Source organism: Roseibium sp. (genome assembly GCF_965216085.1).
Lineage (GTDB): Bacteria > Pseudomonadota > Alphaproteobacteria > Rhizobiales > Stappiaceae > Roseibium.
The window spans coordinates 1,975,241-1,995,830 of the sequence record NZ_OZ244138.1 but is presented as its reverse complement, the minus strand read 5'-3'; the positions used below and the strand labels follow the sequence as shown (position 1 = coordinate 1,995,830).

16 protein-coding genes and 1 tRNA gene are annotated in these 20,590 nt (G+C 54.5%); 8 read left to right on the top strand and 9 right to left on the bottom strand.

Annotation, left to right across the window (positions count from 1 at the left end):
• Window positions 1-16: 16 nt before the first annotated feature.
• The gene (locus ACOOFE_RS09170) at window positions 17-1,441 is read right to left on the bottom strand and encodes a TrkH family potassium uptake protein (RefSeq protein ID WP_141188745.1); all 1,425 of its coding nucleotides are present in this window, start codon (window positions 1,439-1,441) and stop codon (window positions 17-19) included.
• A 358-nt stretch (window positions 1,442-1,799) separates the two neighbouring features.
• On the opposite strand from ACOOFE_RS09170, the gene ACOOFE_RS09165 reads away from it, so the two are divergent.
• The gene (locus ACOOFE_RS09165; RefSeq protein ID WP_420414675.1) at window positions 1,800-3,935 is read left to right on the top strand and encodes an EAL domain-containing protein; all 2,136 of its coding nucleotides are present in this window, start codon (window positions 1,800-1,802) and stop codon (window positions 3,933-3,935) included.
• Window positions 3,936-4,132: 197 nt separating this feature from the next.
• Here the strand turns inward: ACOOFE_RS09165 and ACOOFE_RS09160 are convergent, their stop codons facing one another.
• Window positions 4,133-5,716, bottom strand: coding sequence for an ABC transporter substrate-binding protein (locus tag ACOOFE_RS09160; RefSeq protein ID WP_420414674.1), 1,584 nt, complete (start codon window positions 5,714-5,716; stop codon window positions 4,133-4,135).
• A gap of 320 nt (window positions 5,717-6,036) precedes the next feature.
• Window positions 6,037-6,122 (bottom strand) — tRNA-Leu (locus ACOOFE_RS09155).
• A 220-nt stretch (window positions 6,123-6,342) separates the two neighbouring features.
• Between ACOOFE_RS09155 and map the strand changes: the two genes are divergently transcribed.
• The 3 genes from map to ACOOFE_RS09140 all read left to right on the top strand — a co-directional run bounded on the left by map (window position 6,343) and on the right by ACOOFE_RS09140 (window position 10,327).
• Complete coding sequence (gene map / locus ACOOFE_RS09150) at window positions 6,343-7,173, top strand: type I methionyl aminopeptidase (RefSeq protein WP_420414673.1); 831 nt, start codon at window positions 6,343-6,345, stop codon at window positions 7,171-7,173.
• A 7-nt stretch (window positions 7,174-7,180) separates the two neighbouring features.
• Complete coding sequence (radC, locus tag ACOOFE_RS09145) at window positions 7,181-7,894, top strand: RadC family protein (RefSeq protein WP_141186149.1); 714 nt, start codon at window positions 7,181-7,183, stop codon at window positions 7,892-7,894.
• A 153-nt stretch (window positions 7,895-8,047) separates the two neighbouring features.
• Window positions 8,048-10,327 carry a putative bifunctional diguanylate cyclase/phosphodiesterase gene (locus tag ACOOFE_RS09140; protein WP_420414672.1) on the top strand — a complete coding sequence of 760 codons (2,280 nt, stop codon included), beginning with the start codon at window positions 8,048-8,050 and terminating at the stop codon, window positions 10,325-10,327.
• On the opposite strand, the gene ACOOFE_RS09135 is transcribed toward ACOOFE_RS09140, so the two are convergent.
• Together ACOOFE_RS09135 and ppdK are read right to left on the bottom strand one after the other, a co-directional pair.
• Entirely contained in the window at window positions 10,308-11,276 is a 969-nt protein-coding gene (locus ACOOFE_RS09135) for an ArgK/MeaB family GTPase (protein ID WP_420414671.1), read from the bottom strand. The two genes, ACOOFE_RS09140 and ACOOFE_RS09135, sit on opposite strands and share 20 nt — an antisense overlap.
• Window positions 11,277-11,316: 40 nt before the next feature.
• Window positions 11,317-13,989: a pyruvate, phosphate dikinase gene (ppdK, locus tag ACOOFE_RS09130; protein WP_420414670.1), complete on the bottom strand. Its 2,673-nt coding sequence runs from the start codon at window positions 13,987-13,989 to the stop codon at window positions 11,317-11,319.
• 281 nt (window positions 13,990-14,270) lie between these two features.
• Between ppdK and ACOOFE_RS09125 the strand changes: the two genes are divergently transcribed.
• Window positions 14,271-16,064 (top strand): tetratricopeptide repeat protein, encoded by a 1,794-nt coding sequence (locus ACOOFE_RS09125; RefSeq protein ID WP_420414669.1) that lies wholly within the window; start codon window positions 14,271-14,273, stop codon window positions 16,062-16,064.
• A 9-nt stretch (window positions 16,065-16,073) separates the two neighbouring features.
• The gene (locus tag ACOOFE_RS09120) at window positions 16,074-16,955 is read left to right on the top strand and encodes a 4-(cytidine 5'-diphospho)-2-C-methyl-D-erythritol kinase (RefSeq protein ID WP_420414668.1); all 882 of its coding nucleotides are present in this window, start codon (window positions 16,074-16,076) and stop codon (window positions 16,953-16,955) included.
• Between the two features lie 70 nt (window positions 16,956-17,025).
• Here ACOOFE_RS09120 and ACOOFE_RS09115 read toward each other — a convergent pair whose 3' ends face one another.
• Window positions 17,026-18,042: a polyprenyl synthetase family protein gene (locus tag ACOOFE_RS09115; protein WP_420414667.1), complete on the bottom strand. Its 1,017-nt coding sequence runs from the start codon at window positions 18,040-18,042 to the stop codon at window positions 17,026-17,028.
• 178 nt (window positions 18,043-18,220) lie between these two features.
• Here ACOOFE_RS09115 and ACOOFE_RS09110 point away from each other — a divergent pair, with 178 nt between their 5' ends.
• Both ACOOFE_RS09110 and ACOOFE_RS09105 read left to right on the top strand, forming a co-directional pair.
• The gene (locus ACOOFE_RS09110) at window positions 18,221-18,457 is read left to right on the top strand and encodes a DUF2007 domain-containing protein (RefSeq protein ID WP_420415556.1); all 237 of its coding nucleotides are present in this window, start codon (window positions 18,221-18,223) and stop codon (window positions 18,455-18,457) included.
• 1 nt (window position 18,458) lies between these two features.
• Window positions 18,459-19,274: a tRNA1(Val) (adenine(37)-N6)-methyltransferase gene (locus ACOOFE_RS09105; RefSeq protein ID WP_420414666.1), complete on the top strand. Its 816-nt coding sequence runs from the start codon at window positions 18,459-18,461 to the stop codon at window positions 19,272-19,274.
• 9 nt (window positions 19,275-19,283) lie between these two features.
• Here the strand turns inward: ACOOFE_RS09105 and ACOOFE_RS09100 are convergent, their stop codons facing one another.
• The 3 genes from ACOOFE_RS09100 to ACOOFE_RS09090 all read right to left on the bottom strand — a co-directional run bounded on the left by ACOOFE_RS09100 (window position 19,284) and on the right by ACOOFE_RS09090 (window position 20,535).
• Window positions 19,284-19,556 carry an usg protein gene (locus ACOOFE_RS09100; RefSeq protein ID WP_420414665.1) on the bottom strand — a complete coding sequence of 91 codons (273 nt, stop codon included), beginning with the start codon at window positions 19,554-19,556 and terminating at the stop codon, window positions 19,284-19,286.
• Between the two features lie 148 nt (window positions 19,557-19,704).
• Complete coding sequence (locus tag ACOOFE_RS09095) at window positions 19,705-20,043, bottom strand: c-type cytochrome (protein WP_420415555.1); 339 nt, start codon at window positions 20,041-20,043, stop codon at window positions 19,705-19,707.
• Between the two features lie 75 nt (window positions 20,044-20,118).
• Window positions 20,119-20,535: a rhodanese-like domain-containing protein gene (locus ACOOFE_RS09090; protein WP_420414664.1), complete on the bottom strand. Its 417-nt coding sequence runs from the start codon at window positions 20,533-20,535 to the stop codon at window positions 20,119-20,121.
• Window positions 20,536-20,590: the final 55 nt, after the last annotated feature.

Here is a 20,590-nt window from a genome sequence, read left to right as displayed (position 1 = left end):
AGAAAACGGGAGACAGTCACTTCGACCAGAAATCCGGATCGAGCAGCACCAGAACGGTGAACAGTTCCAGGCGACCGACAAGCATGGCAAAGGACAACAACCATTTGGCGCCGTCGGGCAACGGAGCAAAATGACCGGCCGGTCCGATCATAGGACCGAGCCCAGGCCCGACGTTGCCAACGGAAGTGGCAGCCGCGGAAATGGCCGTCACCAGATCCAAGTCGAAGAACGACAGCGCCACCGTGATGATCCCGACCGATCCAAGGTAGACGACGAGGAAGGCCAAGACGGAAAACGACAATTCCGGTGTCAGGCGCGTGCCGGCATATTCTTCCGACATAATCCGGTTCGGCCGCACCATTCGGCGCAAATGCGCACGCACCGTGCCGAAGAAAACCAGGAAACGGAACACTTTGATGCCGCCTGTGGTCGAGCCAGTACAGCCTCCAACGAACATCAAGAGCAGACAAATCCCGACGACAGGCGCGCCCCATTGGCCGAAATCGCCCAACGCATAACCGGTTCCGGTGACAATCGAAACCACCGTGAATGTCGCCCGGACCAAAGCATCATCAAAATCGAAGTCCATGTTGACGCCGAGATGAACAGTCAGGGTCAAGGAAACAATGGCCAGAAAACCCAAAAGAGCCCGGACCTGTGGATCCTTCCACAAGAGCAGCGGATGTCCGCGCAAGGCTTGAATAATCAGAACAAACGGCAAGGCGCCGATTATCATAAAGGTAATGGCCACCCAGGAGGAAGCTGGGTTCTGGAAGTAACCGAACGACAGATCATGCGTGGAGTAGCCGCCAGTCGCTATCGTCGTCAGCGCGTGGTTGAAGGCATCAAAAAGCTCCATACCGGTTGCCAAATAGGCGGCAATGCACAAAACGGTCAAAAACAGATAAGCCAAGCCCAGCAAACGGATTAGTTCAACCGAACGGCTAACGATTTTCTCCGACCGGTCCGAGCTTTCGCTTTGAAACAGCTGCATTCCGCCGATCCGCAGAAAGGGCAGCAAAACGATAGCCATAACGATGATGCCGACACCGCCCATCCATTGCATAATCGAACGCCAGACCAAAAGACCCGGCGGCAGACCGTCCAATCCGGTCAATACCGTGGAACCGGTCGTAGTAAAACCTGACACCGCCTCAAAAACGGCATCCGCATAGCCGATGCCGAGCCATAAAAACGGCAGTGCGCCAAACACCGGCAGAGTCGCCCAAGCCAGCGTGGTCAAAATGAAGGTTTGCCGGGTGTCCAAGCCCTCTTTAAGAGCCCCGCCCATGGACAGTGACAGCAGCATGCCGAACATGCCGGTCAGCAGGGCTGAAAAGACAAACGCCTGCCAATCGGCGTTTTTCTGCGCCACATCAATGATTGCAGGCACCAGCATGGCGGTCGCTAGACCGACATATAAAAACCCGAGGACATTCAAAACTGGTCTGAGTGAAATCAAGCGGAACGCATCCCAAAGCCCTTGCAGTTGAACGCGCTCCGCAGAAACGCGCGTGTCAACGTCCTAGCGCTTTTCCAGACATTTTCCAATGCTTTACGCCCGACTTCCCCCATTGTCGCCATCCGCGAAGCCGCTGAATGACAAAAACCGTCATTTTTTACAATATTTTGCAGCGTTTGTTCCAATTTGGCGGAATTGATTCAGATTTTTGTAGCGAAATGCCCTTACCCTTGCGTGTCACGTTAGAGTCAACCCGCTCCACGCGAGATTTATAAGGACTTTTCCCATTTACCGGTTCGGAATCCACTCGCTGGTCGTCCGTATCAGCCTAATTCTGGTGGTGGCCGTTCTATTCGGCATCGGTCTCGTATCGGGTATTAGTTATATCGAAATTGCCAGATCAGCCGAAGAAAGCGCAAATATTCGAATTGATCGCGCTGCCAGGGCCGCAGCGGCCATCCTCTGTTATGGCACAGATACCGCGATTGAACCGGTCATCGGAAAGGATAAGCGTCCGCTAGCCTTGCGCTACTCCTCCGCCCAAAGCGCGCCCCCGGTTATTCGCGCCAATCCACGGTTTGATGAACTTGTTTTGGCGATCGGCAACACCAATCAGGGCGCGGCCAATATTTTTAGTTTTTCTGAAGAAACCGGCGAATTTGATCGCATAGCAACCACCTTCCGGAAGCCCGATGGCAGCATGCCGCCAGCTTTTGCCATCCGGCCGGGACATCCGGCGTATGAGAATCTGGCATCAGGCCAGCCCTTCAGCGGGAATGTCCCAGTGCAGGGTCGATTGCGGCTCGCCTATTTGATGCCGATCCTGAATGCATCCGGAGGTATCCTCGGCGCAGCAGCGGTGGATGTGGGTTGGGCAGATGATTTGACATTGGCTGAACAGCGTTTGCAGTCCCGCGTATTTACAGCAGCAGTTTTGATCCTTGCCGTAATCGTTCTCGCTGGCGGCCTTTTGCTGCAGAACCAGCTCACCCCATTACGCCGGCTGGCTTCCGCCGCGCACCGTCTGGCATCCGGCGTGCCTCAAGGCAGTGTACCTTATGCAGAACGGCCCGACGAAATTGGAGATTTGGCCCATGGCCTGGCCCGGGTAACCGACCTCCAGGAGAAACTCCAGAAGCTTGCTTATGTCGACCCTGTCACAACCGCAGGAAACAGAACACGCTATTTTGCGGATCTGAAAGCCGCTCTGGAATCGGCGACCGCTGACAATAAGATGTCGGCACTGTTCCATCTCGATTTCATTGGATTTTCTAAGATAAACGATGCCTTTGGCCAGCATGTTGGCAACCGGGTGTTGATGCAAACTTACGCCCGCTTGAGTTGTCTCCTCGGGCATACTGCCAGGATCTCCCGCATATCCGCAGATGATTTCTGCATTTTGGTGCCAGTTCAAGGAGGCGGGCCTATTGCAGAAAAATATGCAGCCCGGATCATTGAAGCCTTATCGGTCCCCTTCCGGCTCGATGAGGGTGAAATCCAGGTAGATCCACGCCTGGGCATTGCTTTGGTGCCGCAAGATGCAGGCGACGTAGAAACTGCACACCGGGTCGCGGGACTCGCTCTAAGGGTTGCAAAGGAAAGTTCAAATAAACGGCACATGTTCTTTTCTGCGCCGCTGAACGAACGGATCCAGAGCGAAATGTTGCTGGAAACACGGCTGCGGGCCGCGCTGGCCACCCGGCAAATGCACCTTTTTTACCAGCCTCAAGTTTGTCCGTCCGACGGCACCCTTATTGGCCTGGAAGCCTTGATCCGCTGGCCGAACGGCTCCCAGAACTCCGTGCCGCCGAGTGAGTTCATTCCTTTGGCCGAAAAGACCGGCCTGATAATTGATTTGGGCCACTATGTTCTCGAAGAAGCGTGCCGGCAGGCTGCCGAGTGGCTGGCGAAGGGATTCGACTATGGCCAGATTTCGGTGAATGTTTCGCCGATCGAATTCCGGCAATCGACTTTTGCCAGCAATGTCAAAGACGTTTTAGAGAAGTATCAGTTACCGCCCGAAAAGTTGTGTCTGGAAGTGACGGAAAATGTCTTTGTCGACACCAGCGAACAGATGGTTTTGGACATCCTGTTTGAGCTGCAATCGATCGGTGTGTTGCTGTCACTGGATGATTTTGGTGCAGGGTATTCCTCGCTGAGTTATCTCCACCAACTACCTTTCCAGGAACTTAAGATCGACCGCACGTTCTTGACTGACGCAGACAAATATCCGCAAAAGAAACAGCTCTACGAGGCCATTGTTGGCCTTGGCAAAAGCTTGGGTCTGCGTGTGGTTGCTGAAGGCGCGGAAACCGAAGGCGAATACTCGTTGACCGTCAAACTGGGCTGCGATGGTCTACAGGGCTATTTCTGTTCACCTCCCTTGCCTGCAGCTGAAATTATGGACCGTTGCCTGGCCATCAGCCGCACCATGGCCTCTGATCACGTTCAATCGATCAGAAAGCGCGCATAAAGCCTCTCCAAATTTCTGGCTTTTCAGTCACATTAGTATCCAAGCATCTGTCTCGCCAGTTTGGGCTTCGGCAAAGCAGAAACTGGACACCTCAAGAGCACGACAGCGTAACGGTGGATGGACATCGCTTGAACGTCCAATTCATCTTTCAACCTCGCCCAAAACCCAAGGGTGGGAACGGATGTCCGCGTTTCAGTTCAGTTCTTTGTCATGAATCTGAAAAGCAATTGATTATCTGCCCGTTGTGATACCACGATATTGTTTGCCGTCCCCCAGGCCAAAGCTTGTTGATGCAGCGGCAGATAATAGGCTTTGTCGTGCGCGATGCGGAATGCCTTTTCGATCAATTCGTCCCGCTTTGTGAGGTCCGGTTCAAGGGTGAGTTTCGAGGTGAGCGCATCAATTTCCGGATCGCACCAGCCACCGATATTGTAAGAAGCCCCCTGCCCTTCATCGTCGCGGCAATTCATCAGGTTTTTTAGAACAACTGAGCTTTCCAACGTGCTCGGGGTCCAGCCAAGCATATAGAAGGATGTGTCAAATCCGCCTGAAGACAGAATTTTGGCAAAGTATAGTGCTTTGGGCATTGCGTTCAGATCAACCTTGACGCCAATGCGCGCCAGCATAGCGGCGACCGCCTGACAGATCGCCTCATCATTTACATAGCGGTCGTTCGGACAGTCCAACACCACTGAAAAACCATCTGGATAGCCCGCTTCGCTCATAAGTTTCTTAGCGGCTTCAATATCGTAAGGGTGCCGCTCAAATTGATCTGATTTGGAAAACAAGAGCGGAGAAATCATCAGCGCTGTTGGTGATGAGAGTTCCCGCATGATTTTCAAGCGGATCGCCTCGATATTGACGGCATGATTGAAGGCTTTACGGACCCGAACATCCTTAAAAGGGTTCTTGCCTTTGACATCGGAATACAAGAGTTCGTCACGTTTCTGATCCAACCCCAAGAAAACCGTTCTTAGCTCCGATCCGGTGAGCGCCTTCGTTGTCCTTGTTTCTCTGATCCGTTTCAGATCCTGCACGGGAACAGGAAAAACAAGGTCCATTTCACCTGTCAGCAACGCAGCCACGCGGGTTGCATCGGATTTGATCGGTTTGAACTCGACCGCGGTCAAATTGTGTTTTGCCGTGTCCCACCAATTCTCAAAATTCTCAAAGGAGGTTCTAATGTCAGGTTCATGGAGAACTACTCGAAACGGCCCAGTTCCGTTGGCATTCAGCGTTGCGTAGTTGACGGTGTTATCTGAAGCGGACGCGACGGTTTCAGCCTCATTTTCGACCGTCCACTCCTTATCCATTATGTAGAGTGTTTCCCAACCGGAGTGCATGATCGGGCTGGGTGCTTTCAAAAGGAAATCGACTGTATAGTCGTCAACAGCAACAACTTCGGCTCCCTCGGGGATACGATACCCCAGATTTGACCCCTCCGATCTTGCCCGGTCCATGGAGTACACGACGTCTTCAGCGGTGAAATCGTTTCCGTTGTGGAATTTCACATTTTTCCGCAGATGAAAGCGCCAATGTTTTGGAGAGATTACCTCCCAACTTTCAGCAAGCGCGGGCTCGATTTTCAAGGTTTCATCCCGCCGGATGAGCCCTTCATAGACGTTCCCCAGCATACCCAGAGTGAAGGTCTCGTTGAGGCTGTAAGGATCCAACGAGTTGAGTGACCCCTGAAACGCGACATTTACGGTTTCAGCTTGCGTTGCACTCGACAATGCCATTGACAATATGGCGCCTGTCAGGGCCGTTTTCACAGTTATCATTTGCTTCGATTTCCGGTCGAGCCGCAGCAAAACTACAGCTGGTCAACGTATTAAAACATCGGCGATAGAAACACCGACGAAGTGCGAACAATTTTCAGCACCTTACAAATTATTCAATTCAGACAAGCTATTTCTCATCTGTCGACAGCGTCATGTCAACCTAAGATGATATTTTTTGCAGGCTACACTTGGCCCAATTGCGGCCTTGAATCAGCTTATGGGTAAGATCGAAATGTATCGCAGATTTCGGTGTCCCAGCCGCTTGCGAAACACTCAGAGCAAATTGGGAAAACGATAGCAGAGACAAATAGTCAGGTAATTGGTGCGGGCGACGGGACTCGAACCCGTACAGCCTAGGGCCGAGGGATTTTAAGTCCCTTGTGTCTACCAGTTCCACCACGCCCGCAATATCTATTGCCAATCCCCTAGAGGCTTTGAAGCAATTAGGCAAGCGGTACAACCAGTTTTCAAGATCTGTTTCTCTACGCCTCTCCCATAACCGCTGAAATTTAACAAGGACTGGAAATTAACACATCTGGACTGTATGTGATCGGTCAGGTCATTATGGTTCAAGGTGCCGGCGCCACCGGCGTTGCAAACGAGCCCAACAGCGAGATAGCAAATCTATGGTCACTTACATCGATGCTGCCGATGCCCCGATGAAAAACACGGGTCAGGTGCGCCTTTACGGACCAGAAGATTTTGACGGCATGATGAAGGCCGGCCAATTGACGGCGGCTTGCCTCGACGAATTGGCGGACATGGTCAAACCGGGCACAACCACCCAGGAAATCGACGACTTCGTCTATCAATACGGCATGGATCACAACGCGATTCCGGCAACGTTGAATTATCGCGGGTATACAAAATCTTCCTGTACGTCGATCAATCATGTTGTGTGCCACGGCATTCCAAATTCCAAGGCCCTGCGCGAAGGCGACATCGTCAACATCGATGTGACATTTATTCTGGACGGCTGGCATGGCGATTCCAGCCGGATGTATCCGGTCGGAAAACTCAAACGCGCCGCAGAACGCTTGATTGATGTGACGTATGAATCGCTCATGCGCGGTATTGAAGCGGCCAAACCCGGCAACACCACCGGTGACATCGGCGCGGCAATCCAAACTTATGTCGAAGCCCAGCGCTGCTCGGTCGTCCGTGATTTCTGCGGCCATGGTTTAGGCCGGCTGTTTCATGACACACCCAATATCCTGCATTATGGCAGGCCTGGGGAAGGCGTTGAATTGAAACCAGGAATGATTTTCACCATCGAACCGATGGTCAACCTGGGCCGCCCGCATGTCAAAGTTCTGAGCGACGGCTGGACCGCGGTCACCCGAGACCGGTCGCTTTCAGCCCAATTCGAACATTCCATTGGCATCACACCGGACGGCTGCCAGAGTTTCACCACGTCTCCCAAAGGGATCCACAAACCAGGACTGCGAAACAACTAGGAGGCTCATGAAAGAACCGGACGCCGGTTTCTCCGACAAACCAGCTGGAGATACCGACACCAAAGGTCACCGCCAAAGATTGCGGGAACGGTTCCGTAAAAACGGCGCGCAAAGCCTCGCCGACTATGAGCTTCTGGAATTTCTTTTATTCTCCGCCCTGCCCCGTCAGGACACGAAAGCCATTGCCAAGGCACTATTGAAACGCTTTGGATCTTTCCCAGCGGTGCTGTCAGCCTCCCGTGTGCGGCTCAAGGAGATCAAAGGCATTTCGGACGTGAGCATTGACACGCTACATGCTGTGCATGCAGCGATTGGGCGCTTCCACTTGGGAACCGTAGATGAACGAAAGCTGCTCGATTCCTGGTCCAAGGTTATGGATTATCTTCAGGCCACCATGGAACGGTCTGATATTGAACAATTCCGCGTCCTTTATCTCGACAAGAAAAACGGACTGATCGCCGATGAGGTTCAACAGACAGGCACCGTCGACCACACACCCGTCTATCCCCGCGAAGTCGTACGCAGAGCACTGGATCACGGCTCCACAGCGGTAATATTGGTGCACAATCATCCCTCAGGCGATCCAACTCCGTCGCGCGCAGATATTCAAATGACCCGGCAGCTGGTCGACATCGCCAAGCCTCTCGGCATTGAAATTCACGACCATATTATTGTTGGTCTTAGGTCCCACGTCAGTTTTAAGGGATTACAGCTGATCTAGGCCGTGCGGACGGACAACGAGAAGCTCCAATACCTTCTCCTTCAATTGAATTCAGTTCTAACAAAATTTAGCCTAAATGGTTTTTTTACCAATATTGTCGGTCAATCCTTAACTGTCTGCATCAATAATGCGCCTGGTAAACAGGGCCACTTTATGCAGACTAAGCCGAATAAATCTGGCGGACGGATCGCCAATGTCATCATAATTCCTCTGGTGACGCTGGTTTTCTTATCTGTCGTAAGCATCTTTGTTCTAATGCACTGGTCTGCCCGCATTTCAGATGGCAGCGCCAAACAATCGCAATTGCAGTTGATTTCGGGCGCTCTGCAGCTGGTTGCCGACGACATTGCCAAACAGCAGTCGGGTGTCGTGACATGGGATGCAGCTTTCTATATCGCAAATGCCAGACACTTGGATAAGGAATGGGTGTTCGACAACATTACCCATTGGCTATATGCCAATCACGGGTTCACCAAATCTGCGATTGTCGGCACTGATCATGAAATCCGCTCTGTTTACTCTCATGATCAAAACAACAGTTGGTTGACCCCAGACATTCTGGCTCAATTGACGCCTGCGATCGCGAAAGCGCGAGCGCGCTACATTACATCCTTTAAAAAAACGCCTTCCGGTCTCTATAGCTTCGAACCCAGCCAACGGGATAAGCGATACTCAATCTATGAGACAGGTATTTTAACCCTGAACGGCGAACCGCACCTGTTCTCGGCAGCTGCAATCGCGCGCCAACTCCAGTCCGTCATAGCTCTGCGTGTTCCACCCGCAGTTCTAATAAGCCTCACTCCCCTGCGTGGTGAGAAGATGGCTGAAATTACACATATGACCCGGCTGGACGGCTTTGTGCTCGCGAACAATCAAAACAGCCGGGAAGGCATCGGCCAGTACCTTTTGAGAGCCCCCACCGGCAAGGCTGTCGGCGTCATTGCCTGGCCGGTCGGCCGTCCTGGCACACAGATGCTGAAGCGGATCAATCCGTTCCTGAGTGTTGCGGCGTTCATGATCGCAGCTGTGGTCATTGTGGTCGCAATTGCCACGCGGCATATGACCAAGCGGCTGGCGATCAGCGAATCGCGAGCTGTTCACACTTCGCGGCACGACGCTCTATCAGAGCTTCCGAATAGAACGCATTTTCATCGGTTGTTGAGCGATGAACTTGAAAAAAGCAAAGAAGATGGCTCAAACACCGCTATCGTCTACATCGATCTTGATCATTTTAAAGACATCAATGACACGCTCGGCCATTCCGCGGGCGACCAGGTTATCATTGCGATTGCCAAGCGGTTAAAGCACGTTCTGATGGACAACGGCATCGTCGCCCGGATCAGCGGCGATGAGTTCGCCATGGTGGTACCGAACTGCAAGAGCGACGAGTGGCTCGACTACATCCTTGATCAGATCCAGGACGAGATCGCCCAGCCGATCAAGATAGGCGCGCGCGAACTTCATGCCACTCTGTCGATCGGCGCTGCCATCGCCCCGCGCGATGGTCTCGATCCAGACGACTTGCTGCGCAAAGCTGATATTGCGCTTTATGATGCCAAGGCCAACGGTCGCAATCGCCGTTCGTTCTTCGAACCCAATATGGAAGACCAGGTGCAGTCGAAGGACAAGCTGTCGCGGGAGCTTCGCCTGGCGCTTAAAAACGATGAATTAAGCCTTGCTTATCAGCCACAGTCCGATACCGCGGCCCAACGCATTGTGTCCGTTGAAGCCCTTGCCCGCTGGACCAAGGAAGACGGAACGGTTGTATCCCCGGCCCAATTCATTCCGGTTGCAGAAGAAACCGGCTTGATCAACGACATCGGCCTTTGGGTTTTAAACAAGGCCTGCGCCAAAGCCCATGACTGGCCAGATATCATCATGTCGGTGAATGTGTCCCCGAACCAGTTCAAGCACCCGCGGTTCGTGGAAAAGATAATGGCAATCCTTGCGGCCAACAATTTGCCGCCGCAACGGCTTGAAATTGAAGTGACCGAGAGCGTCTTTGCCGGGCGCAACGATACAGTCTTAAAAGCCTTACGGCGCTTAAAGAACCTTGGTATCAAGGTTGCCCTGGACGATTTCGGCTCTGGTTATTCGAGTTTGAGTTATCTGCGCCGCTTCCCGTTTGACACGCTTAAGGTCGATCGGGATTTTCTATCCGACATGAACGGCAATCCGGAAGCCGAAGCAATTGTTGTCTCGATCATCCAGTTGGGCAAGGCATTGGGAATGACCATTGTTGCCGAGGGCATCGAGACGATCGAACAAATCCGCTTCTTGCAGGCCCATGGATGTCACAGAATGCAAGGCTACTTCATCTCTAAACCGCTCGGCGAAAAAGAACTGGCGCGGTTCCTCGACGATTTCAAAGCGGAAAATGCTGGCAACGTTGGTCCGGGCCTGAGCTACACGCTCAGAGCCGCGGAAGCCTAGGGTTCAGAAGATCGTCCATTTGCTCGGCAAATCTGGCGAAGCTTGAGAATGGCGCCGTCCGCGCGGCCGCCTCTCGCGTATCACACATCTTCGCGCACATACGCAGGCCGGCTTGGCCATACTCCGATAGCACCCGGTCACGAAACCAAGCACAATGCTGTTCTGAGCGCAGCCGGCCCAACCGGTCGTGTTGCGACAGATGCGCCCGGTGTTTGTAGACATCAGCGATCAGATCTTCCAGACCATCACCGGTCTGGGACGACACCAGACCGACCGGGACTGTCCAACCAGCCGCTGTGGAAGGCGAGAGGGTCAACGCCCCTTTGACATCTGCTGCGGCGCGCCGGGCCGGCGCCCCCATATCCGCTTTTGTGACTGCAACAATGTCAGGCAATTCCATGATACCGGCTTTCATGAATTGCAGACTGTCGCCAGATCCAGGTTGGATACACAAAAGAACCGTGTCCGCTGCTTGTTTGAGGTCACCCTCGGACTGCCCGATGCCAACAGTTTCCACGATGACATGATCAAAGGCAGCGCGAAGGACAACAATTGCTGCAACCGCATGATCCGACAATCCCCCCAGCCGATCCCGCGCTGCCATAGAGCGGACAAAAACCTGATCATCAGTCGGATCGGTTTTTAAACGTGTCCGGTCCCCCAGCAAGGCTCCACCGGTGATCGAGGATGACGGATCGACGGCTAGAACCGCAACGCTGTCCCCGTCGGCCCGAAACGCTCGGATTAATGCATCTGTGAGAGTGGATTTGCCGACACCTGGAGGCCCGGTCAAACCAAGCACATGCCCGCCTGCTTCAACTGCAACCTGATCAAGAAACGCAGCCGTTTCTGCATCATTGGCATGCGTTTCGATCCGGGTGAGAACGCGTGAGAGCACGCGTTTCCCCCCGGATTTCAGTTCAGCAATATCGGGAAATGCGTCACCCAACAGCCTGATCCGCTCCCCTCACTTCAACCAGTTGCGGCATTTAACCTGCCGTGCGCTTGCGCAAGGCGGCCTGGGCAGCTGCCAATCGGGCAATCGGCACACGGTAAGGAGAACACGACACGTAATCGAGTCCAACGCCTTCACAGAAGGTGATTGAGGCCGGGTCACCGCCGTGTTCACCGCAGATGCCCAGTTTAATGTCAGGGCGTGTCGAGCGACCCCGCTCCACGCCGATCTTGATCAATTCCCCGACACCATCAGGATCGAGGGAGACAAATGGATCCTGTTCCAAAATGCCTTTGGTTTGATAAGTACCCAAGAAAGATGCCGCATCGTCCCGAGAAATACCGAAGGTCGTCTGCGTAAGGTCATTGGTGCCAAAGGAGAAGAATTCTGCCGTTTCAGCAATTTCCGCGGCTTTCAAGGCGGCCCGCGGCAGCTCCACCATGGTACCAACCTGATAAGTCAGCTCCGACCCGGTTTCTTCCATCACGGCCTTGGCCATGGCTTCAATGCGGGCACGCACCAGATCCAGTTCGCCCTTGAGGCCAACCAGCGGAACCATGACTTCCGGAACGACCGGTGCGCCTGTGGCCTTCGCAGCAGCAACCGCCGCTTCAAAAATCGCCCGCGCCTGCATTTCGGCGATTTCCGGATAGGACACCAGCAAGCGGCAGCCCCGGTGGCCGAGCATCGGGTTGAACTCTTCCAGCGACAGTGCCCGGTCGCGCAGGCGCTCAGGATCGGCACCCATTGCTTCGGCGACGTCCTTCAGCTCTTCATCGGTTTTCGGCAGGAATTCGTGGAGCGGCGGATCCAGCAAGCGAATGGTAACCGGCAGGCCATGCATGATTTCGAAAATCTCGGTGAAATCTTGCCTTTGCATCGGCAGGAGCTTCGCAAGCGCCGACCGTCGGCCGTCTTCGGTGTCTGCAAGGATCATTTCGCGGACAGCCAGGATCCGCTCTCCTTCAAAGAACATATGCTCTGTCCGGCACAGTCCGATGCCCTCTGCACCAAACTCCCGGGCGACTTTTGCGTCCTGCGGTGTCTCCGCGTTGGTGCGTACGGTCATCCGCCGCCCCCGATCGGCCCAGCCCATCAACACCCCGAAATCACCGGACAATGTCGGCTGCAGCATAGCTACTTCACCGGATAGGATTTGCCCAGTGGCGCCGTCAATCGTAATGATGTCGCCTTCTTTGAGCTGGCGTCCACCGACATTGATGATCTTGTTGCGGTAATCGATCCGCAAACCGCCAGCACCGGCAACACAGGGCTTGCCCATTCCGCGGGCAACCACGGCCGCATGACTGGTCATGCCGCCACGGCTGGTTAGAATCCCTTCCGCAGCATGCATACCGTGAATGTCTTCCGGACTGGTTTCGACCCGGACTAGAATGACCTTCCGGTTTTCACCTTTGGCTTCTTCAGCTGCATCCGATGTGAAGACGATCGCCCCTGAGGCTGCCCCGGGTGACGCGGGCAATCCCGTTGACAAGATATCGCGCTCGGCTTTCGGATCGATGGTCGGATGTAACAGCTGATCGAGTGCCGCAGGCTCGACACGCAGAACCGCTTCTTCTTCCCCAAGCATGCCTTCAGCGACCATATCGACCGCAATTTTCAAAGCAGCTTTCGCGGTGCGCTTTCCGGCTCGGGTCTGAAGCATCCAGAGCTTACCCTGCTCAATGGTGAACTCCAGATCCTGCATATCCTTGTAGTGGCGCTCAAGCTTCGTGCAGTAGGACTGGAACTCGGCGAAGGCTTCCGGCATCAAGGCTTCCAAGGATGGATTGCTGGATCCAGCCTCAATCCGGGCCTTTTCCGTAATGTCCTGCGGTGTACGGATACCCGCCACAACATCTTCACCCTGCGCATTGACCAGGAACTCGCCATAAAGGCTGTTTTCGCCGGTTGATGGATTGCGGGTAAATGCAACACCGGTTGCGGAATTCTCGCCCATATTGCCGAAGACCATGGCCTGAACGTTGACAGCGGTTCCCCAGGAAGCTGGCAAGTCATGCAGGCGCCGGTAGGTGACCGCGCGCGGCGTCATCCAGGAACTGAACACGGCACCAATCGCGCCCCACAATTGCTCCTGCGGATCTTGCGGGAAAGGCTTGCCGAGCTCTTCTTCCACCAGCGCCTTGAATTTCTCGATAATTCCCCGCCACGCTTCGGCGGTAATTTCTGTATCAAGCGTCAGGTCATTACGCTCTTTGTATTCTTCCAGAATGTCCTCGAACTCGTGGTTGTCCACGCCAAGGACAACATCGGAATACATCTGAATGAACCGGCGGTAACTGTCGTAGGCAAAGCGGGCATCGCCGGATTCGCGGGCAATCGCCTCAACCGTCGAGTCGCTCAAACCGAGATTAAGGACGGTATCCATCATGCCGGGCATCGACGCGCGGGCGCCAGAGCGCACAGACACAAGAAGCGGGTGCTCCGGGTCGCCGAATTTGCGGCCGGTCGCCTCCCCGACCTTATCCATGGCGGCTGCCACTTCTGCGGTCAATTCTGATGGATAGGATTTCTCGTGAGCATAATACCAGGTGCACACTTCAGTGGTGATGGTAAAGCCGGGAGGAACCGGCAGGCCGAGGCTGCTCATTTCAGCAAGGTTCGCGCCTTTTCCGCCGAGCAGATTTCGCATGTCCGCTGCGCCTTCTGCAGAACCGTTGCCAAACCCGTAGACCCACTTGGCCATATTCTCATTCCTCCGACATGGTGCCGGGAGCCTATCGGCCCCCGCCTGATATTGCACCGCACATACCTGCTACGGTGTCATAAATGCTTCAAGCCTTTTTTACCGGAAACAGGCCATTTTACGTCCTTAGTCTAAAAAATCCGACGGCTGGCAAATACGAAAGGATTTAAACCCTCAGAAAGTTTCCCCCCTCACCTTGCCGGACAGCCTTATTGGCGCCATTGTCAAAGACCATATAGACGTGCTTACCGTTCAGGTGGCAAACAGATCTGCGAGGACCAATGACACAGTTGACCGGCGCCGTTTCCAAAACAGGCCGCAAGCCGTTCAAATTGAAACTTCTGGCTCTTGCGGGCGCCGCCTTGCTCCTACCAGCTGCCGTTTCTGCAGAGACAAATGCACAAGACAGCACTGCCGCGACCTTTGGAACCCCGCCAGATCTGCCGTTCACACTCTCTGGAAGCTATTTGGCCGGCCGCCTCGCCGGATTTCAAAAAGACTTCGCACAAGCTGCTGCTTTTTATGAAGAAACGCTCACAGCTGATCCCTCAAACGCCATGTTGCTGGAACGGACATTCCTTCTAAAACTGGCCAACGGCGATGTAGAAGATGCGATCCGCTATGCCAGCGACCTGGATCAGGCGGTTCAACGGAATTTCCTGGCACAACTGGTTCTAGGCGCCAAGGAAGTCCGTGATGGCAATTATGATGCCGCTGCCGCATTGCTGGCTGAGGCAAGAAACGGTCCGCTCGCACAATTGTCGGTCGGAATTGCCCGCGCTTGGGCCTTTTACGGGGCTGGCAAAATCGATGAAGCCAAGGCCGCCATCGACGGCTTGAAAGGCCCGGAATGGTTCGACGTTTTCAAAGAAACCCATAAAGCACATTTGCTGTTTGCCGCCGGTCAAAACAAAGAAGCGCTCGCCGCAATCGAAGAAGCTTACAAGATGGATCAAGGCGCGATCCGCGTGGTTGATGCCCATGCCCGGCTTCTGGCTGCAAATGGACGCCAAAAAGATGCCATCAAAGCCATCGATCAATTTGATCATCAATTCCGCGGCCATCCACAGCTGGACCGGACCCGCGAAGTGATTGAAAGCGGTGCAGTCATTCCGCCGATGGTCAGCGATCCGGCAGTTGGCATGGCTGAAATTCTCTACGGATTAGGGGCCGTAATCGGCCGGGATGGCGGTGAAGAACTGTCGACCTCCTATCTGCAGCTCGCGCTATACCTCGACCCGACGGCAGAATTTGCAGCCGTCGCGCTCGGCAATGTGTTTGAACGCATGGAACAGCCCGAGCGCGCGATCTCAGCTTTGATGATGGTACCGGATGACGGTGTCTTAAAACGGGAAGCAGAAATTCAAGTTGGACTGAATTTCAACGCCTTGGACAAGCTGGATGAAGCGCGTTCTCACCTTTCCGCCCTCATCAAGGACGACCCTTCCGACCTGGAAGCTGGGATCGCGCTCGGCAATATTTTGCGGGCCCACGAGATCTACGATGACGCTGAAGAGATCTACACCAGTTCACTGGATACGATCGATAAGCTGGAGCAACAGCACTGGCTGCTGCTCTATTTCCGCGGCATCAGCCGCGAGCGGCTGAACAAATGGGACCTGGCAGAGGCCGATTTCCGCAAAGCGCTGGAGTTGGAAAAAGATCAGCCACTGGTGCTCAATTACCTCGGCTATTCTCTGGTAGATCAGGGGCTCAAACTCGACGAAGCGCTGAACATGATCAAAACCGCTGTCGAATTACGCCCAACAGACGGCTATATCGTCGACAGTCTCGGTTGGGTCTATTACCGGCTCGGACGGTATGAAGAGGCGGTTGTTGAACTGGAACGCGCCATTGAACTGCGCCCCGCAGACCCAGTGATCAACGACCACCTTGGCGACGCGTACTGGATGGTTGGCCGTAAAAATGAAGCGCGGTTCCAATGGAATCACGCCCGCGACTTAGGCCCGGAAGATAAAGAACTTCCGAAGATTCTAGACAAGATCGCCAATGGTTTGACGGAACCGTCCGGCACGGATGCGGCCAAAGCCGCGACCGACCAAAACGGCGGTTAATCACACTCAATGGCGTATACACCGCAATCAGCTGTCCGGGCAGAACTTGCCCGGGCCAAAGTCAATCTCGCCCTCCATATCACCGGGCAGAGAAGTGATGGTTTTCATCTCTTAGATTCGCTTGCGGTTTTCCCCCAAATCGGCGACCGCATTGCGATCGAGCCCTCTGACACATTGAAGCTCATCGTCGACGGCCCCTTCGCGCGTGATCTTGAGGGCGGCACCGAAAACAACTTGGTCCTCAAATCCCTGAATGGATTTGCGGAATCAGCGGGCATCGTCGTCCCGAAGGTGAAAATAACGCTGACAAAACGCTTGCCGGTCGCCTCCGGAATTGGTGGTGGTTCGAGCGATGCCGCAACGACCCTGCGTCTTCTGGAAGATATCACCGGCCACTATCTGGCCGAGGATGAACTCCACAAGCTGGCCACATCACTTGGGGCGGATGTGCCGGTCTGCTTGGAACCCGAACCGCAATTCATGCGCGGAATTGGTGAAGATCTTTCACCGGGGCCAGGTCTTCCGGCCTGCGGCATTGTTCTGGTCAATCCCAAAATCGGCGTCGAAACGCCGGCAGTGTTTAAAGCGCTTGAACACCGGAAAAACCCTCCATTGCCCAAAGCGCCTGCCGAATTCGACGATCTAGCCGCTTTGACCGGTTATCTGGTAAGCAGCCGGAACGATCTGCAAGTGCCAGCCTTGTCCGTGTGTCCAGAAATTGCGGATGTTCTGACCGCTTTGGACGCAGACAGCCGTGTGGTCTTCGCCCGCATGTCCGGTTCAGGCGCAACGTGTTTTGGGCTTTGTGAAAATGCGGACACGCGCGCTATTGAGATGGATCTGCGCTCCGCACATCCAAATTGGTGGGTTGCATCTGGCCCTTTGAGATAAAATCCCCAAAACAAACACGGCGCCACTTTGGCGCCGTATTTATTTTAATGAAAACAATACCTAATGTGGATCAGCTGACACGCGAGATACAGAAAGCCACCGCATCGGCCAGCGCGTCTGTGAGCGCTCCTGACGGCAGGACTTCCAAGGCCTTTAGAGCGTTGTCGCCATAAGTCCGCGCCCGCTGAACGGTGTCGGCAATCGCATCGTATTTCTTCAGAAGTTCGATGGCCTGTGCGAGATCACCGTCGGTGACATCGTCACCTTCCATGCAGCGCTTCCAGAAGGCCCGGTCTTCGTCTGAACCGCGCGACACTGCCAGAACAACCGGCAAAGTGATCTTGCCTTCGCGGAAGTCGTCGCCAACATCCTTGCCAAGATCCACCGACGATCCGCCGTAATCGAGCGCGTCATCCACCATCTGGAAGGCATATCCGAGTTCGAGACCGTAAGTCCTTGCTGCCTTCTTCATGGTCTCACCCTGCCCGGCGATTTCCGGCCCAACTTCGGCAGCTGCTGCAAACAGCGCTGCCGTCTTGGCCTCAATCACCCGCAGGTAATCTGCTTCGCTGGTCTCAATATTCTTGGCAGCACCGAGCTGCAAAACTTCGCCTTCAGCAATGATCGCAGACGCTTCCGACAGGATACGCAGCGCCTCGAGCGATCCGGTATCAACCATCATCTTGAAGGCTTGGCCGAGCAGATAGTCACCGACCAAAACGCTCGCCTGATTGCCCCAAAGCTTGCGGGCAGCCAGTTTGCCCCGGCGCATGTCGCTTTCATCAACGACATCGTCATGAAGGAGCGTTGCCGTATGCATGAATTCCACACTGGCCGCCAGAATCACATGGCCTTTGCCCTGGTAGCCAAACATATCGGCGCATGCGAGCGTCAGCATCGGCCGCAAGCGTTTGCCGCCAGAGGAAATAAGATGTTTGGCAATTTCCGGAATAAGATCCACATTGGATCCGGCCTTGGAAAGGATCAGTTCATTCACGTCCGCCATACCGGGCGCCACCAGGTCCACAAGGGGCTGGATACTCGCTCTAGGCGTTTGACTGTCAGACAAGGTTGCGACCACGGCCACTGACGGCACTCCTGTTACAATTGGTGCGGACAATATGGCGCGAAAGTCTCCGAGGCAAGACGCCAGACGATTGACAAACTGTTGAAATGCTCCAAACAGCGAAATTTGCTGTAAATGTCTCCTACATGCCGCAAAACTGGCAGCGGTTCCCATGAAATCCGCCAACTACAGGAAACTGATGGAAGAACTTGTTAGAACAAATGATCCGGTCCTGATTTCCTTTCTGGAATCGCTGTTGAAGGACGCCGGCATCAAGCATTTTGTCGCAGATGGCAATATGAGCATTTTGGAAGGGTCGCTCGCTATGATTCCGCGCCGTGTGCTGGTGGACAGCGATCAAGTCGAGAAAGCCCGCATGCTGGTCCGCGACGCTGGCCTTGCCCATGAACTGCGCCTCGATGGCGGACAATTCTGATATGTCTGAAGCCTCCCCCCGTCCCCTGGCCGGCAACAACCCCGAACCCACACGCGATGCGTTCATTGGCGGTCAGGTCTATGTCCACCAGCCCAAACGTGGGCGCCATCGGGCCGGACTGGATGCGGTCTATCTGGCAGCAGCCCTCCCGGATGGGCTTGATGGACATGTTGTTGATCTTGGCGCCGGGGTTGGCACCGCCGGATTTTGTGCCGCCGCCCGCCTTCCCGGCATTTCCGTGACGTTGGTGGAGCTGGACCACGCGGTTCTCGACCTTGCCCGCGACGGCTTAAAAGACCCGGCCAATGCCGCTTTTGCCAACCGGGTAACTATTCTGGAAGCAGACATCACCGCCAAGGGCAGCGTGCGCCACAGCGCCGGTCTGACATCCAATTTTGCTGATCATGTGATCATGAACCCGCCCTATTATGAAGCGGACCGGTTCCGCGCCTCTCCAAAAGCTGCAAGAGCTGGCGCTCATATGCTTGATGAACGGGGACTTGAACCCTGGGCAAAAACCGCATCAGACATCGTCAGAGACGGCGGCACCCTGACCATTATCTTCCGCGCCGATGGCTTGAATGAGTTGCTCAGTGTTTTTTCAGGGCGTTTCGGCGCAATCGATGTGATCCCGCTTCACCCGAGGCCGGATACCGCTGCTACAAGGATTCTGGTCCGCGCCGTGCGCGCCAGCAAGGCTCCGTTGCAGCTCTTGCCTGGCCTCATCCTTCATGAAGACGAGGGTCATGACTTCACAAATCTGGCGAAGTCTGTGTTGCGCGACGGTAAGGGGCTAGGTCACCGGCTCCGCCGGTAAGACCTTTTGTCAGTGCATTACGATTTCACCATCAGCATAGCGGAATTCGGCGGGTTCAATCAGGTTCTGATGAGCCACACGGACCGTATGTATCTGCCCGTCAATCTCCCGTTCCCAGAAGGTTAGGAACCGGTTGAGTTCGGGAAATTTCGGCGCTAGGTCTTCGGTCTGCCACAGAAAGCTCTGTAGCAAGATCGGATGATCTGGCAAACGGTAGAGTATTTCTGCAGTAAGTAGCCCATAGCCGAGCAACCGCTTTTCAAAGTCTGAACTGACTGTCATGCTGTCCACTCCTTCCTTTAAAAGAAAAGTGTCGCAGCACTCAGGTTAACCAATTCTTTGAATTGTAGACAACCTCACGATTTCTTGAATTCTGGCAGCTCTCAAAATTGAGTGCTAACAGTCGTCAAGATTTCAACAAGAAAGTCTGTCAGTTTGCTTGGATTGAGGTGAGATACCCCAAAAACGCATCAATGTCACCCGGTTCAAACGCGACTTCGGGCATATTTTCGTGGGCTGTCACGATTCCTTCAGCCAGACTCTCTTCCAGGTTTTCCAGGGGATAACGGCTTGAGAGGTCCCGGAATGCAGGAGCATCGGCTTTTGCGCTAGTGTCTGTCTTTGTCACGGCATGGCATGTGGCACAGTGGATTTCGGCCAATTCCAGGCCGCTTGCCAGGCTGGCCGGATCACTTGGATAAGTGCCATCGGCCGCCAAAACCGGTGTACAGATGCCAGACGCACACACGCCGGCCAAGATGAGTGCCATGAAGCGCAAAACGAGTCTCCCTACCCTTTTCGCGCTTCTTATACGACGCTCACCAGCTCTTCGCTATAAGGGGCTTTACTCGGCAGCCACAGTTTCCGCCTTGCAAGCAAACGCGAAGCCCTCATCTTCCCAGCCCGTTATCCCGCCAATCATGATTTTCACCGGACGGCCTAGATTTGCCAGCTTTAAGGCCGCGCGATCTGCCCCATTGCAATGCGGGCCGGCGCAATAGGCGACAAACACCGTCTCCTTCGGCCACTCCCGCATCCGTTCTTCAGAGATCTCCCGGTGCGGCAGGTGAATGGCGCCAGGAACATGGCGCTTCGCGAAGGTTTGTGCGGAGCCAACCACATGCAGCAGCACAAAGTCGGCGGCACCAGTCTCAAAGGCATCAGCAACATCGGCACAATCCGTTTCGAAGCTAAGACGGCCGGAAAAATGCTGAATAGCCGCATTAGACACCGCAGGCGGGATATCGGTGACAAAACTCATGATCGGTCTCCTGTTTCAGTGGTTGACCGGACCATACTCGCGGAAATTTCCTCTG